We start from the raw sequence: 18,951 nt of genomic DNA on the forward strand, positions 1-18,951 counted from the left end.
GTCACGTCCGGTCTGCCGAGAATCGACCACACGCCGCCAAACTTCAACCTTCAAACCGCTTCATTGACTGTCCCGTTCAATTGGGTAGGGACGCTATCACCCGCGACATTCCGATTCAAGTTGAAAAGGTCCTGCATCGGAAAAGCGGCGCTGCGGCGGTGGTTTGTGCAAAATTCAGGCTAGCAGGTCGCCGGGCACCCGATATCGTATCAGCAATTTTTGCTTCCTGAAAAATTGGGTCCATGACCGGCTCAAGCGCCCGCACGCCATCGGCACAAAAAAGCCCCTGATTCCAGGGGCTTTTTTGTTGCCGGGATGGCGCTCGCGCGCCAGGCCAGGCTTACTTGTCGGTATTGAGCAGCGAATGACGGCGCGAATACGCAAAGTACACGACCAGGCCGATCGCCAGCCAGATGCCGAAGGCGATCCAGGTGGTCTTGCTGAGGAAGGTCATCAGTGCCAGGCAGAAAACGATCGCCAGTCCCGGCACCACCGGCACGCCGGGGCAGCGGAAGGCGCGCGGCAGGTCTGGACGGGTGCGACGCAAGACGATCACCGCCACCGACACCAGGCAGAACGCGGCCAGGGTGCCGATGTTGATCAGCTCGGCCAGTACGCCGAGCGGCACCACGGCGGCGATCAGGCCGAACACGATGCCGACCATCCAGGTGGCAAAGAAGGGCGTGCCGTATTTCGGGTGGATCTTGGCCAGGCGCTGCGGCAGCAAGCCGTCGCGCGACATGGCGAAAATCACGCGGGTCTGGCCGTAGGTCATCACCAGGATCACGGTGGTCATGCCCAGGATCGCGCCCAGGTCGACGAAGCCGGCGACCCAGTTCTGCTTGGCGAACTGCAGGGCCAGCGAGACCGGATGATCGACGCCGGCAAACTGCTGGTAAGGCACGATGCCGGTCATGATGGCCGAGACGATCACGTACAGGATGGTACACACCACCAGCGAGCCGATGATGCCGATCGGCAGGTCGCGCTCGGGGCGCTTGACTTCTTCCGCCGCCGAGGTCACCGCATCGAAGCCGATGAAAGCGAAAAACACCAGCGCGGCCGCGCTCATCGTCCCGTTCATGCCGAACGGCATGAAGGGCTGCCAGTTGGCCGGCTCGACGTAGCGCGCGCCGACCACGATGAACAGCAACACCACGCCGATCTTGATCACCACCATCACGCTGTTGATGCGGGCCGATTCACGCACGCCGAACGAGAGCATGGCCGTGAGCAGCAACATGATGATCATGGCCGGCAGGTTGAACAGGGTGTCGACGCCGGGAATCGATCCGGGCGCGGCCGTGAGCGCGACCGGCAGCTTGATCCCGAGCCCGCCGATGAGCGACTGGAAATAGCCGGACCAGCCGACCGACACGGCCGAGGTGGCCAATCCGTATTCGAGCAGCAAATCCCAGCCGATCATCCAGGCCACCACTTCGCCCATGGTGGCGTAGCTGTAGGTGTAGATCGAGCCGGCCACGGGAATGGTGGAGGCAAACTCGGCGTAGCAGAGGGCGGCGAAACCGCAGGCCATCGCGGCGATCACGAAGGACAGGGTCAGGGCCGGGCCGGCCGTCACGGCGCCGGTGCCGGTCAGCACGAAAATGCCGGTGCCGACGATGGCCCCGATGCCCATCAGTACCAGGTCAAGCGGTCCCAGCACTTTCTTCAAGCCACCGGCGGCGCGGCTTTGCGCCACCATGGCGTCCAGATTTTTCGTTCGAAAAAGGCTCATTCAATTGTCTCGCTTAAAGTCTTATGTTTTTAAGATGCCACTCCGGCAGCTTCTTTACGGCCGGGGTGTACGACTACTGCGCCCGCGATTGTAACGTACCGGGCGCGGGCATTGACGAGTTGCGGGAATAAAGATGGCGAAAAGAAAACAAATGCGGGGGATGAGGCGGGCAGTTCCCGCGCCGGACGGCGCCGGCGCGGGGCGTAAAACAGGGAATCAGGCAAACAGGAAGGCGCTGTTGTCGCCGCTGTCGATGCCGGTAAGTAATACTGGCGCATGCCCGGCGTCAGGCGGCGCCAGGTCCTGGGTCGGGCTTTGCACGCCGGGGAGCTTGGCCATCTTGCCGATCACCTGTTGCAGCATCGGCTGGAAAGCGAGGACATCGGTGCTGGCGCTGAGTGTGCCCAGCATGGTGCGGACGGCGGCCGCCGGGCCGGTGCCGTTGTACGCGCCGCCCAGGTTGCCCATGTCCAGGGCATACGTGAAATTGCTCGCCACATTGATTTTTACGCCCAGCAATTGGGCGTCGGCCTGGCCTTGCGGCGTGTTGTTCGACTGCGCACCGGCCATGATGGCCAGCGATGCGCCGGCGCGGGTCAGGCTGCCGGTGTCGATGGCCTTGCTCCAGAAATCGAGGCCGCCCTGGTCGGGAGCGCGGTTGAGCACGTTGGTATAGATGGCGGTCACGAAGCTTTTGTTGTCGCCGCCGTACAGCGCGCTCGACTCGGCGCTGGCGCCGAACGAGTCGACCAGGCTCTTGAGCGCGGCATCGGTGCCGTAGCGCGCATTCAAGCCGCTCACGGTGGTGGGCGCTTTCAGCGCGGCCAGCTGGGCCTGGAAGCTGTTCAGGCCGCCGACATCGGCGGCGCGCCCGAAGTAGCCGATATACAGCGATTCGGCCAGGTCGACATAGGTCATGTCGAGCAAGGTCGTCTTGCCCGTGATATCGGAAAAGCGCAGCACTTCGACGTTCGACAGGACATCGTTGCCCTCGTTACGCAGGATCGAGGTCACGCTGGTGGTATGGCCATTGCGCAGGATGGTGTAATTGACGCGCGGATTGTAAAACACGACTTGATCGATGCCGCCGGCGCCATCGATCAGGTCGTCCACGGCGCTCCCGTACCCGACAGTCTCGTCGAGGTCGGTGCCTTTGATCCGCTGCGGCGCTTTCGCCGGCCGGTTCATATCGGCGTACACGGTGAGCGAGGTGCTCATGTTGGTGCTGAGCTGGTTCCAGCCCGCGCAGACATAGAACTTGCCCGAATACGGCGCGATAAAATTGATCAACAGCTCGCTGGGGTAGGCCTCATCGTAGTCCAGTTCGCGGTCGACGGCGATCGCATTGCCGGCCATGTCGTACACGGTGATGCCCGACGGATCGCGCGCGCTGTCGCTGGAGATGTCGTAGGGAATGTTGGCGATCCCGTTAAAGTAATACACGTCATTGGACAGCAGGTGCGCCCCGTCGCTGCGGAAACTGGCCGATTCGTCCCAGTCGAACGCGTAGCCGTCGTAGCGGATCGGGTAAAAGGTCAGCAAGGGAGCGCTATTCATCTGCGCCGGGCTCAGGTCGGGCAGGGTGTCGATGGTCAGGTAGGTCATGCTTGTCGTTGGGGAAGGCGAGCCCGTCCTTCACGCAGACGGGGGATTGATCGGGCAAAACAGCAGGGGTGTCGGCAGCTCTGGCGCCGCTGTGGATGCCTCGCTCACCAATCTGAACCGGCGAGTGTAGCTGATTTTATGCTAACTTAGCAACAATTATTTGTTTTTGTTAACTATTTGCAGGTGCTGGGCGCGCGGCGAAGGTGGCATGCCTGTGCCGGCGCGGGCCGGCACAGGAGAGTAAGGCATCAATCAGGCATACATGAAGGCGGGGGAGTGGCTGTCCACGCCGCTCAGGGCGATGACCGGTGCGTCAGGCTGGGCGAGGTCCGGCGCATCGCCCGGGCTGGCCAGGCCTCCGCTCGAGGTCGGCAAGGAGTTTACCGCTTTCATCACCTGGGTCTGGAAGGTGAACGCGTCGGTACTGGCGGTGACCTGCTTGAGCAGCTCGCGCGCCACGGCGGCCGCGCCCAGGCCGTTGTAGGCGCCGACCTTGCCTTCGGTTTCCAGGCCGTAGGTAAAGTTCGAGGCCACGCTGATCTTGTTGCCGATCAGCAGGGCGTCCAGCTTGCCCTGGGTGCTGCTGTTGGCCTGCGCCCCGGCCATGATCGACAGCGAGGCATTGGCGCGCGTGAGCGCGCCGGCGTTGATGGCATTGGTCCAGAAATCGAGGCCGCCCTGGTCCGGCTCGCGCCCGAGCAAGTTGGTATAGATCGCCCGCACGAAGGCCTTGTTGTCGCCCGAGTACAGCGCGTTCGACTCGGCGCTCGAGCCGAACGAGTCGATCAGGACTTTGATAGCCGGGTCGCTGTTGTAGCGTGCGCTCAGTTCGGCCGCGCTGGACGGGGCATTGAGCTCGCCCAGGCGCGCCTGGAAACCCTTCAGGCCGCCCGTGTCGGCCGCGCGTCCGAAGTAGCTCACGTACAGCGCCTGGGCCAGGTCGCTGTGGCGCAGGTCGGTCACCTGGCCGGAGAAGGAGAGCTTTTCGACGTTGCGCAGGCTGTCCACGCCATCGTTGCCGACCAGCGAGTAGACCAGCAATTCGGCGCCGCTTTTGACGATGTCGTAATCGCCGCGCTGGCCCTGGTAGAGCATGGTGTCGATCCCGCCCAGCCCGTTGACGAGGTCACTGCTTTTGGTGGCGACGAAGACGTCCGCGCCATCGGTGCCGGTGAGCGTGTTGGTCGGTTTCGGTATGGTGTCGAGGTCGGCGTAAATGGACAGCGAGGCGCCCAGGTTGACATCGGCCGAGCCCTGGTGCCAACCGGCTTCGACGTACACCGTGCCCGAATACGGCGCGACGAATTTGGACAGGAAATCGTTGCTGTAGCCGCTGTCGCTCTCCCTGTCGACAGCGATCGGCTTGCCCGATTTGTCGTACAGCGTGATCAGGAAGGGGTCGAAAAAGCTGACGCTGAAAATATCGTAGGTGGCGTTCTCGACGGCTGTGAACGCATACAGGTCGTCCAGGCTCGCGTAAGGGGCGCTGGTGTACACCGAGGCCGACAGGTCCCACGAGGAGGTGGCGCTGGTCGGGACGTAGGTGGCGAGCGCCAGGGTATGGGCTTGGGCAAGCTGTTGCGCTGTCAACGAGGGAAGGTAATCGATAGTGGGGTAGGCCATGGTGGTGTCCTTGTCGTTCGTCAGGGAAAGCGTCATGCCCGGCATGTCGCTCGCATCGGTTCAGTATTCCACGAGTATCGTTCAATTTCTAGATAGAAATATGTCTTTCTTGTTAATGAGCTGTTAGCAAGTGTAAGCACTGGTAAGCCCGCGTGTCCAACCGCCAGTTTCGTGATGATTTAGTCTGAACTGGGACCAACGTGTTGATAAAAACGACATTAATATAAAATATATCATTGATCTTGATAAAAATCATGACATCTGCATAAGAAACTATTATCATAGGCAATTCTTTATGTAACTCGGAGTAGCAAAAATGTTGAACACCATGCAAACCAAGCTGTGCCTGACAGTGATCGCCGTGGCGGCCCTGGCCGGTTGCGCCACCAGCACCAAGCCGGGAGCCGTGGGAGTGACCCGCTCCCAGATGATGCTCGTGTCGGCCTCGGAAGTGGATGCGATGGCGCTGACCAGTTTCAGCAACCAGAACCAGAAGGCAAAAAGCGAAGGCCGCCTGGTGACCAAGGGCACCGAATACAATCGCGTGGCGCGTATCGCCAAGGCCCTGCAGGTGCAGGTGCCGGTATTCCGTGACGATGCCAAGGACTGGAAATGGGAACTGGCGCTGATCGACGCGCCGGTGCTCAACGCCTCCTGCGCTCCGGGCGGCAAGATTACCTTTTACACGGGCCTGATCCGTCAGCTCAAGTTGACCGACGATGAAATCGCGATGGTCATGGGTCACGAAATCGCCCACGCCTTGCGCGAGCACGGGCGTGAACGCATGTCGCAGGCCAAGGCCACCGGCGGCCTGACCGCGCTGGCCGGCGTGCTGGCCCCGAGCAAGGGCTTGCAGGTCGCGGTCGCCAGCGAAGCGACCCACTACCTGTTCACCTTGCCGAACTCGCGCGAGCATGAATCGGAAGCCGACACCATGGGCCTGGAACTGGCGGCGCGCGCCGGCTACAATCCGCGCGCGGCGATGTCGGTGTGGGAAAAGATGGCAGCCGCATCGGGCGGCGCCGGCAACGCCGAGTTTTTGTCGACCCACCCGTCGGATTCCACCCGGATCGCTTCGCTGACCGCGATGCAGCCGCGCGTGACCCCGCTGTATGAGGCGGCGACCAAGCCAGAGGGAGCGGCCAAGCCGGAAGCGCCGGCCAAGCCTGAGTCGGCCAGCAAGCCAGCGGCAACGAGCAAGACCGGCAAGAAGAAGTCATCCAGGTAAGTGAAGTCAATGCGCTTGCCTTGCAAGGCAAGCGCTTCTGTTCCCTATACAGTCACCATCCCGTCCGCACGCTCACTTGCCGTACACTCAGGCAAACATGAACGCGTCGGCAATGGCGCCGACCCCGGTCAGTTCGATGAGCGGCGCGTCGCGAGGCGTCTCATGCGCAGCGAACGGCATCTCTCTTGCCTGGCCGGGCACGCCACGTGGCGGCGGCAGGGCAAACATCGCATCAATCACATCGTCCTGGAAATCGAACGCGTCGGTCGTTGCCGTGACTGCCCCGAGCAGCTTGCGCGCCATGCCGGCCGCGAGGTCGCCGTCATAGCGGTTGCCCTTGTCGAATGTTTCCAGCGCCAGGGTGAAGTTCGAGGCGATGCCGATCTTCTTTTGAAGCAGCAGCGCGTCCCGGCCAGTTTGTCGCACGAGTGTGCGTGTACTAACAGACCGATCCATGCAGGCCGGGTATTCTTGATACCTTGCGCGTTTTTCGTACGCGCAACCCATCATTCAACGCCTTCAAAGGATGCCAACACATGGACGAGTTCAGCGACATCAAACTATCGAGGCGGGAACTGTTAATCGCAGGCGCCATCAGCGTGACGGCGGCCGGCGTGCCGGGCGCGGCCGGGGCGGTCGCCGCCGCGCCCGCCGCCGCGCCGGTGACCAACAAGGTCGCCTTCCAGGTCAACGGCAAGCGCCACGCGCTCGAGGTCGATACCCGCACCACCTTGCTCGATGTGCTGCGCGAAAACCTGCACCTGACCGGCACCAAGAAGGGTTGCGACCATGGCCAGTGCGGCGCCTGCACCGTCATCGTCGATGGGCGCCGCATCAATTCCTGCCTCAGCCTGGCGGTGATGCACGAGGGTTCCGACATCACCACCATCGAAGGCCTGGGCAACAAGGACAAGCTGCACCCGATGCAGGCCGCCTTCATCAAGCATGACGGCTACCAGTGCGGCTACTGTACGCCGGGGCAGATCTGTTCGGCCGTCTCGCTCCTCAGCGAGATCAAGCAGGGCATCCCCAGCCACGTGAGCGCCGACCTGATGGCCAGGCCGCTGCTGTCGGCGGAGGAAATCCGCGAGCGCATGAGCGGCAACATCTGTCGCTGCGGGGCCTATTCGAACATCCTCGATGCGATCACCGACGTCGCGGGGAGCGGCGCATGAAGGTCTTTACCTACCAGCGCGCCACCAGTGCCGCCGACGCCGCGTCCGCCGCCATGCGCTCCCCGGGCGCCAAATTCATCGCCGGCGGCACCAACCTGCTCGACCTGATGAAGCTCGAGATCGAAACCCCGGGCCACCTGATCGATGTCAACGGCCTCGGCCTGGACAAGATCGACGCCACCGCGGACGGCGGCCTGCGCATCGGCGCCCTGGTGCGCAATACCGACCTGGCGGCGGATGAGCGGGTGCGGCGCGACTACGCCGTGCTCGCGCGCGCCTTGCTGTCGGGCGCCTCGATGCAGTTGCGGAACAAGGCGACCACCGCCGGCAACCTGCTGCAGCGCACGCGCTGCCCCTATTTTTATGACACCAACCAGCCCTGCAACAAGCGCCAGCCGGGCAGCGGCTGTTCGGCCATCGGCGGCTTCAGCCGCCAGCACGCCATTGTCGGCGCCAGCGACGCCTGCATCGCCACCCATCCGAGCGACATGGCGGTGGCCATGCGCCTGCTCGACGCCCAGGTGGAAACGGTGCGCGCCAATGGCGCCGCGCGCACGATTCCGATTGCCGACTTCCACCGCCTGCCGGGCAGCACGCCGCACATCGAGACGTTGCTCGAACCGGGCGAACTGATCACCAGCGTCACCTTGCCCAAGCCGCTCGGCGGCACGCATGTGTACCGCAAGGTGCGCGACCGTTCCTCGTACGCTTTTGCGCTGGTGTCGGTGGCGGCGGTGATCCTGCCGGGCGGCGGCGGCCGGGTGGCGCTCGGCGGCGTGGCCCACAAGCCGTGGCGCATCGAAGCGGCCGAGCAAAAGATGGCCGGCGGCGCCAAAGCCGTTGCCGACCAGTTGCTGGCAGGGGCAAAAACGACGCACGACAACGCATTCAAAATCACGCTGGTCCAGCGCACGCTTCACGCGGTGCTGGCCGATGCGAAGAAAGGCTGACCATGAAGTTTTCCACTCCCGCCACCACCAATCCGATCGACCAGATGAAAGTGGTCGGCCGTCCGCTCGACCGCATCGACGGCCCGGCCAAGACCACCGGCACGGCGCCCTACGCCTACGAGCAGAATGAGGCGGCGCCGAACGCCGCCTACGGCCACGTGGTCGGCGCCGGCATCGCCAAGGGCCGCATCACGTCGATCAAGCTCGATGAAGCGCGGCGCGCGCCGGGCGTGATCGCCGTCATCAGCGCCGACAACGCCGGCGCCCTCGGCAAGGGCAAGTTCAATACCGCCAAACTGCTCGCCGGGCCCGACATCGAGCACTACCACCAGGCCATCGCGCTCGTGGTGGCCGAAACGTTCGAGCAGGCGCGCGCCGCCGCCAACCTGGTCAAGGTGACGTATGCGAAAGAGAAGGGCGCGTATGACCTCGAGAAGGCCAAGGGCTCGGCCACCGAGCCCAAGGGAGAGAATGCGGACACCAAGGTGGGCGACTTCGAGCGCGCCTACGCCGGCGCGCCGGTCCGGCTCGACGCCACCTACCGCACGCCGGACCAGTCGCACGCGATGATGGAGCCGCACGCCTCGATCGCTTCGTGGGACGGCGAGCAGCTGACCGTGTGGACCGCGAACCAGATGATCGACTGGACCCGCGGCGACCTGGCCAGGACGCTCGGCATCCCGAAAGACAAGGTGCGCCTGGTTTCGCCATACATTGGCGGTGGCTTCGGCGGCAAACTGTTCCTGCGTTCGGAAGCCTTGCTGGCGGCGCTGGGCGCGCGCGCGGCCAGGCGGCCGGTGAAGGTGGCGCTGAGCCGCCCGCTGATGATCAACAACACCACGCACCGTCCGGCCACCATCCAGCGCATCCGCATCGGCGCCACGCGCGACGGCAAGATCAGCGCAATCGGCCACGAAAGCTGGTCGGGCGACCTGCCGGGCGGTCAACCCGAGACGGCGGTGATGCAAACGCGCCTGCTGTACGCCGGCGCGCACCGCATGACCAGAATGCGCCTGGCGGTGCTCGACCTGCCCGAAGGGAACGCGATGCGCGCCCCGGGCGAAGCGCCCGGCCTGATGGCGCTCGAAATCGCCATGGACGAAATGGCCCACAAGCTCAAGATCGACCCGGTCACCTTCCGCATCCTCAATGATACCAAGGTCGATCCGGAAAAACCGGGCCGGCCGTTCTCGCAACGCCGCCTGATCGACTGCCTGCGCAGCGGCGCCGACAAGTTCGGCTGGAAGGAACGCAGTGCCGAACCGGGCAAGAAGCGCGAAGGGCGCTGGCTGATCGGCATGGGCGTGGCCAGCGCCTTCCGTAACAACATGGTGATGAAGTCGGGGGCCCGCATTCGCCTCGACGGCAAGGGCGTGGTCACGGTGGAAACCGACATGACCGACATCGGCACCGGCAGCTACACCGTCATCGCCCAGACCGCGGCCGAGATGATGGGCGTGGCGATCGACAAGGTGGTGGTGCGCCTGGGCGACTCGCGCTTTCCGGTATCGGCCGGCTCGGGCGGGCAGTGGGGCGCCAACAGTTCCACCGCCGGCGTGTACGCGGCATGCATGAAGATGCGCGAGGCGGTGGCGCAACAGCTGGGGATGGACCCGGCCGCCGCCCAATTTGCCGGCGGCGCCGTCAGCGCGGGCGGCAAGAGCGTCCCGCTGGCGCAGGCCGCGCGGGGCGGCGAACTGGTGGCCGAGGACACGATGGAGTACGGCGACCTCGACAAGAAATTCCAGCAGTCGACCTTTGGCGCGCATTTTGTCGAAGTGGCGGTCGATGCCGTCACCGGCGAAACGCGGGTGCGGCGCATGCTGGCCGTATGCGCGGCGGGGCGTATCCTCAATCCGAAGTCGGCGCGCAGCCAGGTGATCGGGGCGATGACGATGGGCCTGGGCGCGGCGCTGATGGAAGAACTGGTGGTCGATACGCGCACCGGGTTTTTTGTCAATCACGACCTGGCCGGGTATGAGGTGCCGGTGCATGCCGACGTGCCGCACCAGGAGGTGGTGTTCCTCGACGAGACCGATCCGATGTCGTCGCCGATGAAGGCCAAGGGCGTGGGCGAGCTGGGTATTTGCGGGGTGGCGGCGGCAATTGCGAATGCCGTCTACAACGCCACCGGCGTGCGCGTGCGCGACTATCCGCTCACGCTCGACAAGCTGCTCGAGAAGATGCCGGCCATGAGCTGACGCGGCTTTTCCACGCCACGAAAAAGTGGAACAGCGCCATCGCATGCGTTATGCTGTCGCCCCACGGCGCGAACCGCAGGTTTCCGGTTCGCCGCCGGGTCGACAGTCATAACGGGAAGATGGTCATTGTCTATGTCAAGTGAGAACAATACGGTGGTTCCCGAGCTGGGGCCACTACCTGCGCGGGTGGCGCCACGGCTGCCGCCAACGCTGCTGGCGACGGAGACGGCATGGTCCGGCGACGCCGCCGCCAAAAAGCGGGCGCGCGAGGAACGCGATGCGCTGGTGCGCGGGGTGACGTCCATCGACGCCATGCGCGAAGCGATCAAGCGGGTCGCACGCGAACTGCCGGTCATCGACGACGTGCCGCGCATCGGCGTGCTCGATGCGGCGGCGTTCCGCGCGCGCGCGGCGCAAGGGCAGCCCTTTCTGATCACGGGCGTGGCCACGCGCTGGCCATTGTCGTCCCTCACGCCGCAATCGCTGCGCGAGCGCTTCAGCCACGTGCCGGTGCGCGCGCGCGTGGGCGACTATATCAACACCGCTTTCGCGCCCGACCGCGCCATGCGCGATATGTCCATGCTGGAGTATCTGGACCTGGTCGCCGCCGGCACGCAAGGCTTGCCGCCCTACCTGGGCAATCTGGAATTGCGCGAATTGAACAGCCTGTGCTACTGGCCGGCGTACTTCAGCAAAATGGGGCCGCCACGCTTCTGGCTCGGGCCGGCGGGCACGGTCACGCCGCTCCATTGCGACTACGACGACAACATCTTCGCGCAGGTCTGGGGCAGCAAGCGGATTTTCCTGGTGCCGCCGCACCACGACCAATTCCTGTATCCCAGCCAGGCCAATGCCATTTTGTTCGGTTCGCCGGTCGACCCCGAGGCGCCCGATTTCGACACATTCCCGCTGGCGCGCCAGGCAGCCATGATCGAGGTCATCGTCAATCCGGGCGACATGCTGTATGTGCCGGCAGGCTGGTATCACCAGGTGCGCGCGTTGACGTTTTCGCTGTCGGCCAACCGCTGGGCAAGGGCGATGCCGTATGCCTTGAATGGGGACGCGTCCTTGCGGCGCGCGGGGGACTAGCAAAAAAGCCGGTGGACGAGGGAACTTTCTCTTGCTGCGCATTGTCTTATGAAAATGCCACCATATGAAGGGTTTACCCATGTCCACCTCGTACGAACATTCGGCCCGTCGGTTTCAGCACCAGGCACCACCATTTACAGTCTCGCGGACCAGGCGCATGCACCCGCTATGGCGATACCTGTGGCCGTATCGTTCGGCGAACCATTTCACCCTGACGATGTGTTTCTACATAACAATGTGGACATTGCAGGACATGTTTTTCCAGTTGCCGCCGTCCGCGCGTGGCTTTACGCCGCTCAGCTTGCTGGTTTTGGTGTTCATCGCCACCATTATGATGCCCTACGATGAACTGCCGGCAAAGGTCACGATCACCACGCAGGTCCCGGCCCAGCGTTTTCTGGACGACATCGAGGAAGTAATGACCGGGAACCGTTATGCGGTCCAGGCGTCGGCATTTGGTGAACCCGGCCATGTACATTTCTTCCCGCAAGAAAAGGCCGAATTCTGGCCGATGCTCTGGATTGCGCAAGATGTCGATGTCTGGCTGCGCAACGACAACAAGATTGACGTCTACGGCTCCAAGGTCGATTTATCCAAGCTGGTCCATTGCCTGAAACGGCGCCACAAAAAACCGCGCAGGGCCGTGGCGTAAATTCTTCGCTTCGCTGGCGTCAGCCGAATGATGTCGGGCATCAACTTTGCCTGAATGCTATTATTCCCGTCTATCCACGAGCTTGCGCTCCGCCATTGACGAGGAATCCATGTCCGATTTTTACGACCGCCTGACGCCTTTTTACCACCTGATCCACCAGGACTGGCACGCCAGCGTCGCCTTGCAGGGCGAGCAGCTTGGCAAGCTCATCGACGCCGAATGGCCGGGCAAGCGCAAGCTGCTGGACGTGTCCTGCGGCATCGGCACCCAGGCCATCGGACTGGCCCGGCGCGGCTTTTCGGTCAGCGCGTCGGACCTGTCCGAAAAAGAGATCGAGCGCGCCCGGCGCGAAGCGATTCTGGCCGGCGCCAGCGTCGGCTTGTCGGTGTGCGACATGCGCCGCGCGCATGATCATCATGGCGGCGGTTTCGATATCGTCCTCTCGTGCGACAACTCGCTGCCGCACCTGCTCACCGATGACGACCTGCTGATCGCGCTGCGCCAGATGTTCGCTTGCCTGGCGCCCGGCGGCGGCTTTTTGATGTCGATGCGCGATTACGCGCGCGAGGAGCGCGGCGTCAACCTGGTCAAGCCCTACGGCGCGCGCACCGAAGACGGCAAGCGCTACGTGCTGTTCCAGGTCTGGGATTTCGCCGGCGAACACTACGACCTGACCTTTTACTTCATCGAAGAAGACCTGGCGAGCCAGGCGGTGCAAACGCATGCGATGCGCTCGCGCTACTACGCCATTTCGACCGACAAGATGTGCGCACTGATGCGCGAAGCCGGGTTCGACAAGGTGCGCCGCATCGACGACGCCTTTTACCAGCCGATCCTGGTCGGCACCCGGCCTGCATAAATGTCGGACCATTGCAAGGGCAACGACGCATCCCGCGTAAAGTAGGCGTACTGCAACACTTTGCCTCGGAGAATTTCACGTTTGGTGAATAATGCGGGTTCTCCTTCTTGAAGCTGCCTATGCCGACCAGCGTTGCCCAACCTGAAGAAAAGCGCCACGGTGGTGCGCTTGTCAGCGCCATCCATGGTAAGTACGCCCCCTCGCTGCTGGCGCTGACGATTTTTCTTATTGCTATTATTGTAACGTCTTTCGCCTGGCAGATTGCCCGCGCCGAACTCGAAGATCGCCAGCAAGCCGAATTTGCCTTCGAGGCGCGCCAGATGGAGCGCCGCATCGAACAGCGCATGGGCAATTACGAGCAAGTCCAACGCGGCACCCAGGCCTTTTTGCTCGGCTCGATGAAGGTCGAAAGCCAGGATTTTCGCGATTACATCGCCTCGCTGCGGATTGAGGAAACCTATCCCGGCATCCAGGGAATCGCGCTGGTCGAACTGCTCGCGCCCGCCGAACTCGACGCGCATACCGCCGCGCGCCGCCGCGAAAGTCCTGGCTACACCGTCCATCCGCCCGGCAATCGGCCGGTGTTGTCGGCCATCACCCACATCGAACCTTTCACCGGCCTGAACCTGCGCGCGCTCGGCTTCGACATGCTGAGCGACCCGACCCGGCGCGCCGCCATGGAACGGGCGCGCGATACCGGCCAGTCGGCCGCCTCGGGCAAGGTGCGCCTGATCCAGGAAAACGGCCGCAACGAACAGGCCGGGCTGGTCATGTACCTGCCCGTGTACCGGCGCAATGCTCCCGCCGCCACCGTGGCCGAGCGGCGCGCCAGCATCATCGGCTGGGTCGGCGCGCCGTTTCGCATGGACGACCTGATGGCTGGCCTGGGCGGCGAACGCTCGGGCGACATCATGCTCTCGATCTACGACGGCAACGCGATCGCGGACAGCGCCAGGCTATTCCGCTCGGCGCGCGAAACACCGGCCGACATGCGGCGCCCGGCCCGCTTTTCCACCGTCGTGCGGGTGGTCGTCGCCGGCCGTCCGTGGATTTTGCACATGCGCTCGGCCGCCCAGTTCGAGGCGCGCCAGGGGACGGACCGGCCGCACTTCATCGCCATCATCGGCCTCGCCACCGGCGCCCTGCTGGCCATGCTGGTGTGGACGCTCGCCTCCGGCCGCGGGCGCGCCGTGGCGCTGGCCGCCGACATGACGCGCCAGCTCAGCGAAAGCGAATTTCGCTGGAAGTACGCTCTGGAGGGCGCCGGCGACGGCGTCTGGGACTGGAATCGCGGCACCGGCGACATCGTCCATTCGCGCCGCTGGAAAGAAATGCTCGGCTACGGCGCCGACGAGATCGCGCCCACCGACGCCGCCTTCCAGGCGCTGATGCACGAGAAGGACCGCGAGCGCGTGCTGGCCACCCTGAACGCCTACGTCGAGAGCACCGACCAGTCGTACGAATGCCAGTTCCGCCTGCGCTGCAAGAATGGCGCCTGGCGCTGGATCCGCGCGCGCGGCATGGCGGTCACGCGCGACGCCGCCGGCCATCCGCTGCGCACCATCGGCACCCACAGCGACATCACGCGCGCCAAGGCCGACGAACAAACCCTGCTCCAGGCGAATACGCGCCTGGCGGCCGAACAGCACCGGGTCAGCGTCATCCTCGACCATTCGCACGACGCCTTTGTCGCCGTCGGCGCGGACGGGCGCATCACCGACTGGAACGCCAAGGCCGAAGCCATGTTCGGCTGGCCGGCGGCAAGCGCCATCGGGCGCGACCTGGCCACCCTGATCATTCCGGCCGAACTGCGCGCCGCCCACAACGCCGGCATCGCGCGCATGGTCGCCAGCGGCGCCGGCACGGTGATCCGCAACGTGTTCGAAGTGAGCGCGCAGCACCGCGACGGGCGCCGGGTGCCGGTCGAACTGGCCATTGCCGGCTTTCCGCAGGCATCCGGCTTCGTGATCAGCGCCTTCATGCGCGACATCTCCGAACGCAAGCTCGCCGAACAGCTCGAAGTCGAGCGCAGCCTGGCGCTGGAAGAAGCGCGCCACGCCCTGCAGCATTCGCAAAAGCTCGAAGCGGTCGGCAAGCTGACCGGCGGCGTGGCGCACGACTTCAACAACGTGCTGCATGTCATCGGCGGCAATGTGCAACTGCTCCAGCTGAGCAACCGCGACGACGCGCGCCTGCACAAGCGCTTGAACAGCATCCAGTCGGCGGTCGACCGTGGCGCCAAGCTGGCCTCGCAGCTGCTTGCGTTCGCGCGCCGCCAGCCGCTGCAGCCGGTGGTGCTCAACCCCCTGCAAACCTTGCAGGGCATGGACGACCTGCTGCAACGCGCGCTCGGCGAATCGGTGCGCATCTGTATCGACGCCGATGACGGGCTGTGGAACACGATGGTCGACCCCGGCCAGTGGGAAAACGTGGTCCTCAACCTGGCCATCAACGCGCGCGACGCCATGTCCGGCGGCGGCGTGCTGACCATCGGCCTGCGCAACGAGACGGTGGACACCGCGCATGCCGGCGCGCTTGACCTGGCGCCCGGCGACTACATCCGCTTCAGCTTTGCCGATACCGGCCAGGGCATGGATGCCGAGGTGATGGCGCACGCCTTCGAGCCGTTCTTCACCACCAAGCCGGTGGGGCAGGGGACCGGCCTGGGGCTGAGCATGGCCTACGGCTTCGTCAAGCAGAGCGGCGGCCACATCGTGCTCGACAGCGAGGCGGGCGAAGGTACTACGGTGGCAATTTACCTGCCGCGTTCAGCGCAGCGCGCCATCGACAAGATCGGTGCGGCCGAGCAGGACGTGGTCGGCGGCAGTGAAACGGTGCTGGTGGTGGAAGACGATGCGGACGTGCGCGCGACCACGGTGGCGACCCTGAACGAACTTGGCTACTGCGTGCTGGAAGCGCACGACGGCGCCAGCGCGCTGGCCATGCTGCGCAGGGGGGCGTGGTTCGATCTGCTGTTTACCGACGTGGTGATGCCGGGACCGGTGTCGAGCATCGAACTGGCGATGCTGGCGCAGCGCGAGCTGCCTGGCGTGGCGGTGCTGTACACGTCCGGCTACACGCGCGACGCGCTCACCACGGGCGGGCGGCTCGATGACGGCGTGCGCCTGCTCGGTAAACCTTACCGGCGCGCGCAACTGGCGCAGCACGTGCGTGACGCGCTGGCGAGCAAGATGCTGCGTAGCTGAAGCGCGTCAAGCTTGCTGGCCTGCTCGCTATCGACAATGATGTCGAAGCGATGGCGCCGCATCGAAGGTGTGCGGCTCGCCGCTAGTAAGTGAAAACCTTCTGCGCCACATTGTCGACCATGACCGGGCTGTCGAAATAGCTGACCGATGGCTCGGCGCCGTACTTGCCCCGCACGAATGCGCGCCAGGCCGGCGTGTACATCGCTTCGGCTTGCGCCCGCGATGCCCAGACGTAGACGCCGCCCGCCGTGCCCCCGTCTTCCGAGAGCACATAGTGCTTTTGCAGCAGTCCCGGCACATCCTGGTAGGTCGGCGCGGTGCTCAGGAAGATGGTGCGCGCTTCCTCGCGGGTGATGGGCTTGGGTAGCGAAAACGCGGTTATGGCGATGATCATCGGTGACTCCTGCGCTCTCAGCTCAAGCTGTGGTAGATAAGCTGCTTCAGGCTGTCGTCGTCGAACGCATCGGCATTGGTCACGTGTCCATCGAAAGGGCCGATCTTGCACACCGTGTCGCCATTTCGCAGGACGATCTGCAGTCCGTGTTCGCGTTCCCAATCGCAGTTGCAGGTGATCGAAATGTAGACATCGCGCTCGTCGGGATCGCCCCGTTCCACCATTGGCTCGTCGCCGAACTGGATGTGGCGCCAGACGTCGGCGGGCGTGTCGATGGCAACGAAGCCCTCGTCGGATGCGCTCTGGCGGCCGCTCACATCGCGGTAATACTGGAAGATATGCGCTTGCGCCGCCTTGAGCACGTCCGGGCCGCTGGACAGGAAAGCGGCGATCGCGGCGTGAAAATCTTCCTGGTGCGGGTCCTCGGCATAGCCTTCGAGGACGATCTCGCACATGGCGTCATCGAGCATCTTCACCTGTATCGGCGCGCTGCAAAGCCAGTCGGTGCCTTCGTCGAGTGTCATGTCACCGAGTCCTGGAACGTTCATGTGTGCTTTCGTTGTTTGGGTTTGAAAGACGGAACCGCGCGTTGCGCCTTCGTGCGCGAGGGGGCATCCCATCGTGATTATACGGGCGCCATGCCGCCTGCGCCACGCGCCGGGAGGCGCCCGGCAGGCGGGCCCGGTTTTATCGCCGATATCGCCGCTTTTGCCCAAGTAGCGCTATACTTGGGCTATGCCGATCATGTCCCGCCAATGAAGCCACTGCGCTCCCGTCCGATGCACGCTGGTCCGTCCCCTTGTGGCGACGGATCGCGCTCGCTCGCGCGCCATTTCGCCCGGCTCTCCCGAGCTCGGTGAGGACCCACCGGAAACAAACCCGTTTCCCGTCCTCCCGAGCCACCCTCCATCCGCATTGCCCCGTTTTTCAATATCAGGGGGCTTCGAAAATTGCGCCGCGCAGTAGGTTTTTCGAGGTCCCCATCAGTGGAGTACCATCATGAGACCGAACATCATTGTGTCGTCCGTCGACATGCAACGCCTTGAAACCCTGCTCGATTCGCTGCCGGCCGCGCAGTCCGACCTCAAAAACGTGCTGCTCGACGAGCTGGCGCGCGCCGAGCTGGTCGAGCCGGACGCCATGCCGCCGGACGTTGTGACCATGAATTCGCGGGTGCGCTTTTCCCTCGACGCGCCTGCCGAGGAGTTCAGCCTGACCCTGGCCTACCCAAAAGACATGCAGCCCGATGGCGGGCATGTTTCCATCCTCTCGCCGGTCGGCAATGCCCTGATCGGCCTGGCGGTGGGCGACAGCATCGACTGGAGCCGTCCCGACGGCGCCAGTTTCCAGCTCACCGTGCTGGACGTCTTGTACCAGCCCGAGCGCGCTGGCGAGTTGCACCGCTGAGCGCAGCCGGATGACAACGTCGCGCTCCCGCCGCTTTGCTCGCGGCGCCGGTCGCCGCATCGGCAGGGTGGGGGTAACGGTATTCGCGGGGCTGACGTGACAGCAACACTCATCGTGACATCGGTCGACAAGAAACGCCTCGACTATCTGCTTGACTCCTTGCCACCCGAACAGGCCAGCCTTCACAGCGCTTTACGGGCCGCGCTGGCGCGCGCCGAGGTGGTCGAGCCCGGTCACGTGCCGCCCGATGTGGTGACACTCAATTCGCGTGTGCATTTCGTGCTGGCCGACGCTGACGAGAATATGTCACGTACGCTTGCACTGCCCAAGGATATACACGCTGAAAGCCTGTATGTATCGGTCTTGTCGCCAGCCGGCAGCGCATTGCTGGGACGCCGGGTGGGCGAATGCGTCACCTGGAGCGGCTCCGGCGGCGAGACCGTGCGGCTGGGCATTGTCGCCTTGACGTGGCAGCCGGAGCGGTCGGGCGACTTGCGCAGATGGAAAGGCTACCCGGCCGATTGCGTGAATGCCGAGTCGCCCCGCACCCATGCTGCGCATGAGGCGGGGCGAGCGCACCATGGCGCTGAGCCTGGTAGTGTTGCCGGCGCTGTCGATCCCTGTCATTCTGTTCACGCCGCAGCACCTGGGCTTCGGCGCCGTGGGCATCACGCTCACCACCGTCATCCTGAGCCTGTTGATCGGTTGCGCGGCAAACCTCGCCCTTCAGGGCGGGGCGGGGTCAAGAGCGCGGACGGCGCAGCCGTCCGGTTTGGTGCGTCTAGTGCGGCGTCTGCTGCTGTTCGATGTACTGCCGGATAACG

At 64.3% G+C, this 18,951-nt stretch carries 17 protein-coding genes and 1 pseudogene; 12 read left to right on the forward strand and 6 right to left on the reverse strand.

Going from position 1 to position 18,951, the window contains the following annotated elements:
- Window positions 1–230 (forward strand): hypothetical protein (locus tag F1735_RS35850; protein ID WP_222853105.1); only part of this gene is annotated, 230 nt, incomplete at its 5' end.
- 110 nt (window positions 231–340) lie between these two features.
- Here F1735_RS35850 and F1735_RS28725 read toward each other — a convergent pair.
- The 3 genes from F1735_RS28725 to F1735_RS28735 form a co-directional block, all read right to left on the reverse strand.
- Window positions 341–1,738: an amino acid permease gene (locus tag F1735_RS28725; protein ID WP_167240110.1), complete on the reverse strand. Its 1,398-nt coding sequence runs from the start codon at window positions 1,736–1,738 to the stop codon at window positions 341–343.
- Window positions 1,739–1,954: 216 nt separating this feature from the next.
- Window positions 1,955–3,343 carry a DUF4214 domain-containing protein gene (locus F1735_RS28730; RefSeq protein WP_167240111.1) on the reverse strand — a complete coding sequence of 463 codons (1,389 nt, stop codon included), beginning with the start codon at window positions 3,341–3,343 and terminating at the stop codon, window positions 1,955–1,957.
- Between the two features lie 252 nt (window positions 3,344–3,595).
- Window positions 3,596–4,966 carry a DUF4214 domain-containing protein gene (locus F1735_RS28735; protein ID WP_167240112.1) on the reverse strand — a complete coding sequence of 457 codons (1,371 nt, stop codon included), beginning with the start codon at window positions 4,964–4,966 and terminating at the stop codon, window positions 3,596–3,598.
- 328 nt (window positions 4,967–5,294) lie between these two features.
- On the opposite strand from F1735_RS28735, the gene F1735_RS28740 reads away from it, so the two are divergent.
- The gene (locus tag F1735_RS28740; RefSeq protein WP_167240124.1) at window positions 5,295–6,194 is read left to right on the forward strand and encodes a M48 family metallopeptidase; all 900 of its coding nucleotides are present in this window, start codon (window positions 5,295–5,297) and stop codon (window positions 6,192–6,194) included.
- A gap of 87 nt (window positions 6,195–6,281) precedes the next feature.
- Here the strand turns inward: F1735_RS28740 and F1735_RS28745 are convergent, their stop codons facing one another.
- Complete coding sequence (locus tag F1735_RS28745) at window positions 6,282–6,620, reverse strand: hypothetical protein (RefSeq protein ID WP_167240113.1); 339 nt, start codon at window positions 6,618–6,620, stop codon at window positions 6,282–6,284.
- 110 nt (window positions 6,621–6,730) lie between these two features.
- Between F1735_RS28745 and paoA the strand changes: the two genes are divergently transcribed.
- From paoA to F1735_RS28780, 7 genes are all read left to right on the forward strand, one after another.
- The gene (gene paoA / locus F1735_RS28750; RefSeq protein ID WP_167240114.1) at window positions 6,731–7,369 is read left to right on the forward strand and encodes an aldehyde dehydrogenase iron-sulfur subunit PaoA; all 639 of its coding nucleotides are present in this window, start codon (window positions 6,731–6,733) and stop codon (window positions 7,367–7,369) included.
- Window positions 7,366–8,319 (forward strand): FAD binding domain-containing protein, encoded by a 954-nt coding sequence (locus F1735_RS28755; protein WP_167240115.1) that lies wholly within the window; start codon window positions 7,366–7,368, stop codon window positions 8,317–8,319. The genes paoA and F1735_RS28755 overlap by 4 nt, the downstream gene beginning before the upstream one ends.
- 2 nt (window positions 8,320–8,321) lie before the next feature.
- Window positions 8,322–10,520: an aldehyde oxidoreductase molybdenum-binding subunit PaoC gene (paoC, locus tag F1735_RS28760; RefSeq protein WP_167240116.1), complete on the forward strand. Its 2,199-nt coding sequence runs from the start codon at window positions 8,322–8,324 to the stop codon at window positions 10,518–10,520.
- A 132-nt stretch (window positions 10,521–10,652) separates the two neighbouring features.
- Window positions 10,653–11,609, forward strand: coding sequence for a cupin-like domain-containing protein (locus F1735_RS28765; protein ID WP_167240125.1), 957 nt, complete (start codon window positions 10,653–10,655; stop codon window positions 11,607–11,609).
- Between the two features lie 79 nt (window positions 11,610–11,688).
- Complete coding sequence (locus tag F1735_RS28770) at window positions 11,689–12,261, forward strand: hypothetical protein (RefSeq protein ID WP_167240117.1); 573 nt, start codon at window positions 11,689–11,691, stop codon at window positions 12,259–12,261.
- Window positions 12,262–12,370: 109 nt separating this feature from the next.
- Window positions 12,371–13,120, forward strand: a complete 750-nt coding sequence (locus tag F1735_RS28775) for a class I SAM-dependent methyltransferase (RefSeq protein ID WP_167240118.1) — start codon at window positions 12,371–12,373, stop codon at window positions 13,118–13,120.
- Between the two features lie 119 nt (window positions 13,121–13,239).
- Complete coding sequence (locus tag F1735_RS28780; protein WP_167240119.1) at window positions 13,240–16,326, forward strand: CHASE domain-containing protein; 3,087 nt, start codon at window positions 13,240–13,242, stop codon at window positions 16,324–16,326.
- An 82-nt stretch (window positions 16,327–16,408) separates the two neighbouring features.
- On the opposite strand, the gene F1735_RS28785 is transcribed toward F1735_RS28780, so the two are convergent.
- Window positions 16,409–16,720: a YdhR family protein gene (locus F1735_RS28785; RefSeq protein ID WP_167240120.1), complete on the reverse strand. Its 312-nt coding sequence runs from the start codon at window positions 16,718–16,720 to the stop codon at window positions 16,409–16,411.
- Window positions 16,721–16,737: 17 nt separating this feature from the next.
- Window positions 16,738–17,244: a DUF6985 domain-containing protein gene (locus F1735_RS28790; protein WP_167240121.1), complete on the reverse strand. Its 507-nt coding sequence runs from the start codon at window positions 17,242–17,244 to the stop codon at window positions 16,738–16,740.
- A 475-nt stretch (window positions 17,245–17,719) separates the two neighbouring features.
- Here F1735_RS28790 and rnk point away from each other — a divergent pair, with 475 nt between their 5' ends.
- The 3 genes and pseudogenes from rnk to F1735_RS36895 form a co-directional block, all read left to right on the forward strand.
- Window positions 17,720–18,127, forward strand: a complete 408-nt coding sequence (gene rnk, locus F1735_RS28795; RefSeq protein ID WP_167240122.1) for a nucleoside diphosphate kinase regulator — start codon at window positions 17,720–17,722, stop codon at window positions 18,125–18,127.
- Between the two features lie 114 nt (window positions 18,128–18,241).
- Window positions 18,242–18,577: pseudogene (locus F1735_RS38330) on the forward strand (GreA/GreB family elongation factor); the annotation flags it as partial.
- A 130-nt stretch (window positions 18,578–18,707) separates the two neighbouring features.
- On the forward strand, window positions 18,708–18,951 hold a 244-nt coding region (locus tag F1735_RS36895), incomplete at its 3' end, for a hypothetical protein (RefSeq protein ID WP_229506018.1).

Source organism: Massilia genomosp. 1 (assembly GCF_011682185.1).
In the GTDB taxonomy this organism is placed as follows: Bacteria; Pseudomonadota; Gammaproteobacteria; order Burkholderiales; family Burkholderiaceae_D; genus Telluria_A; species Telluria_A rubra.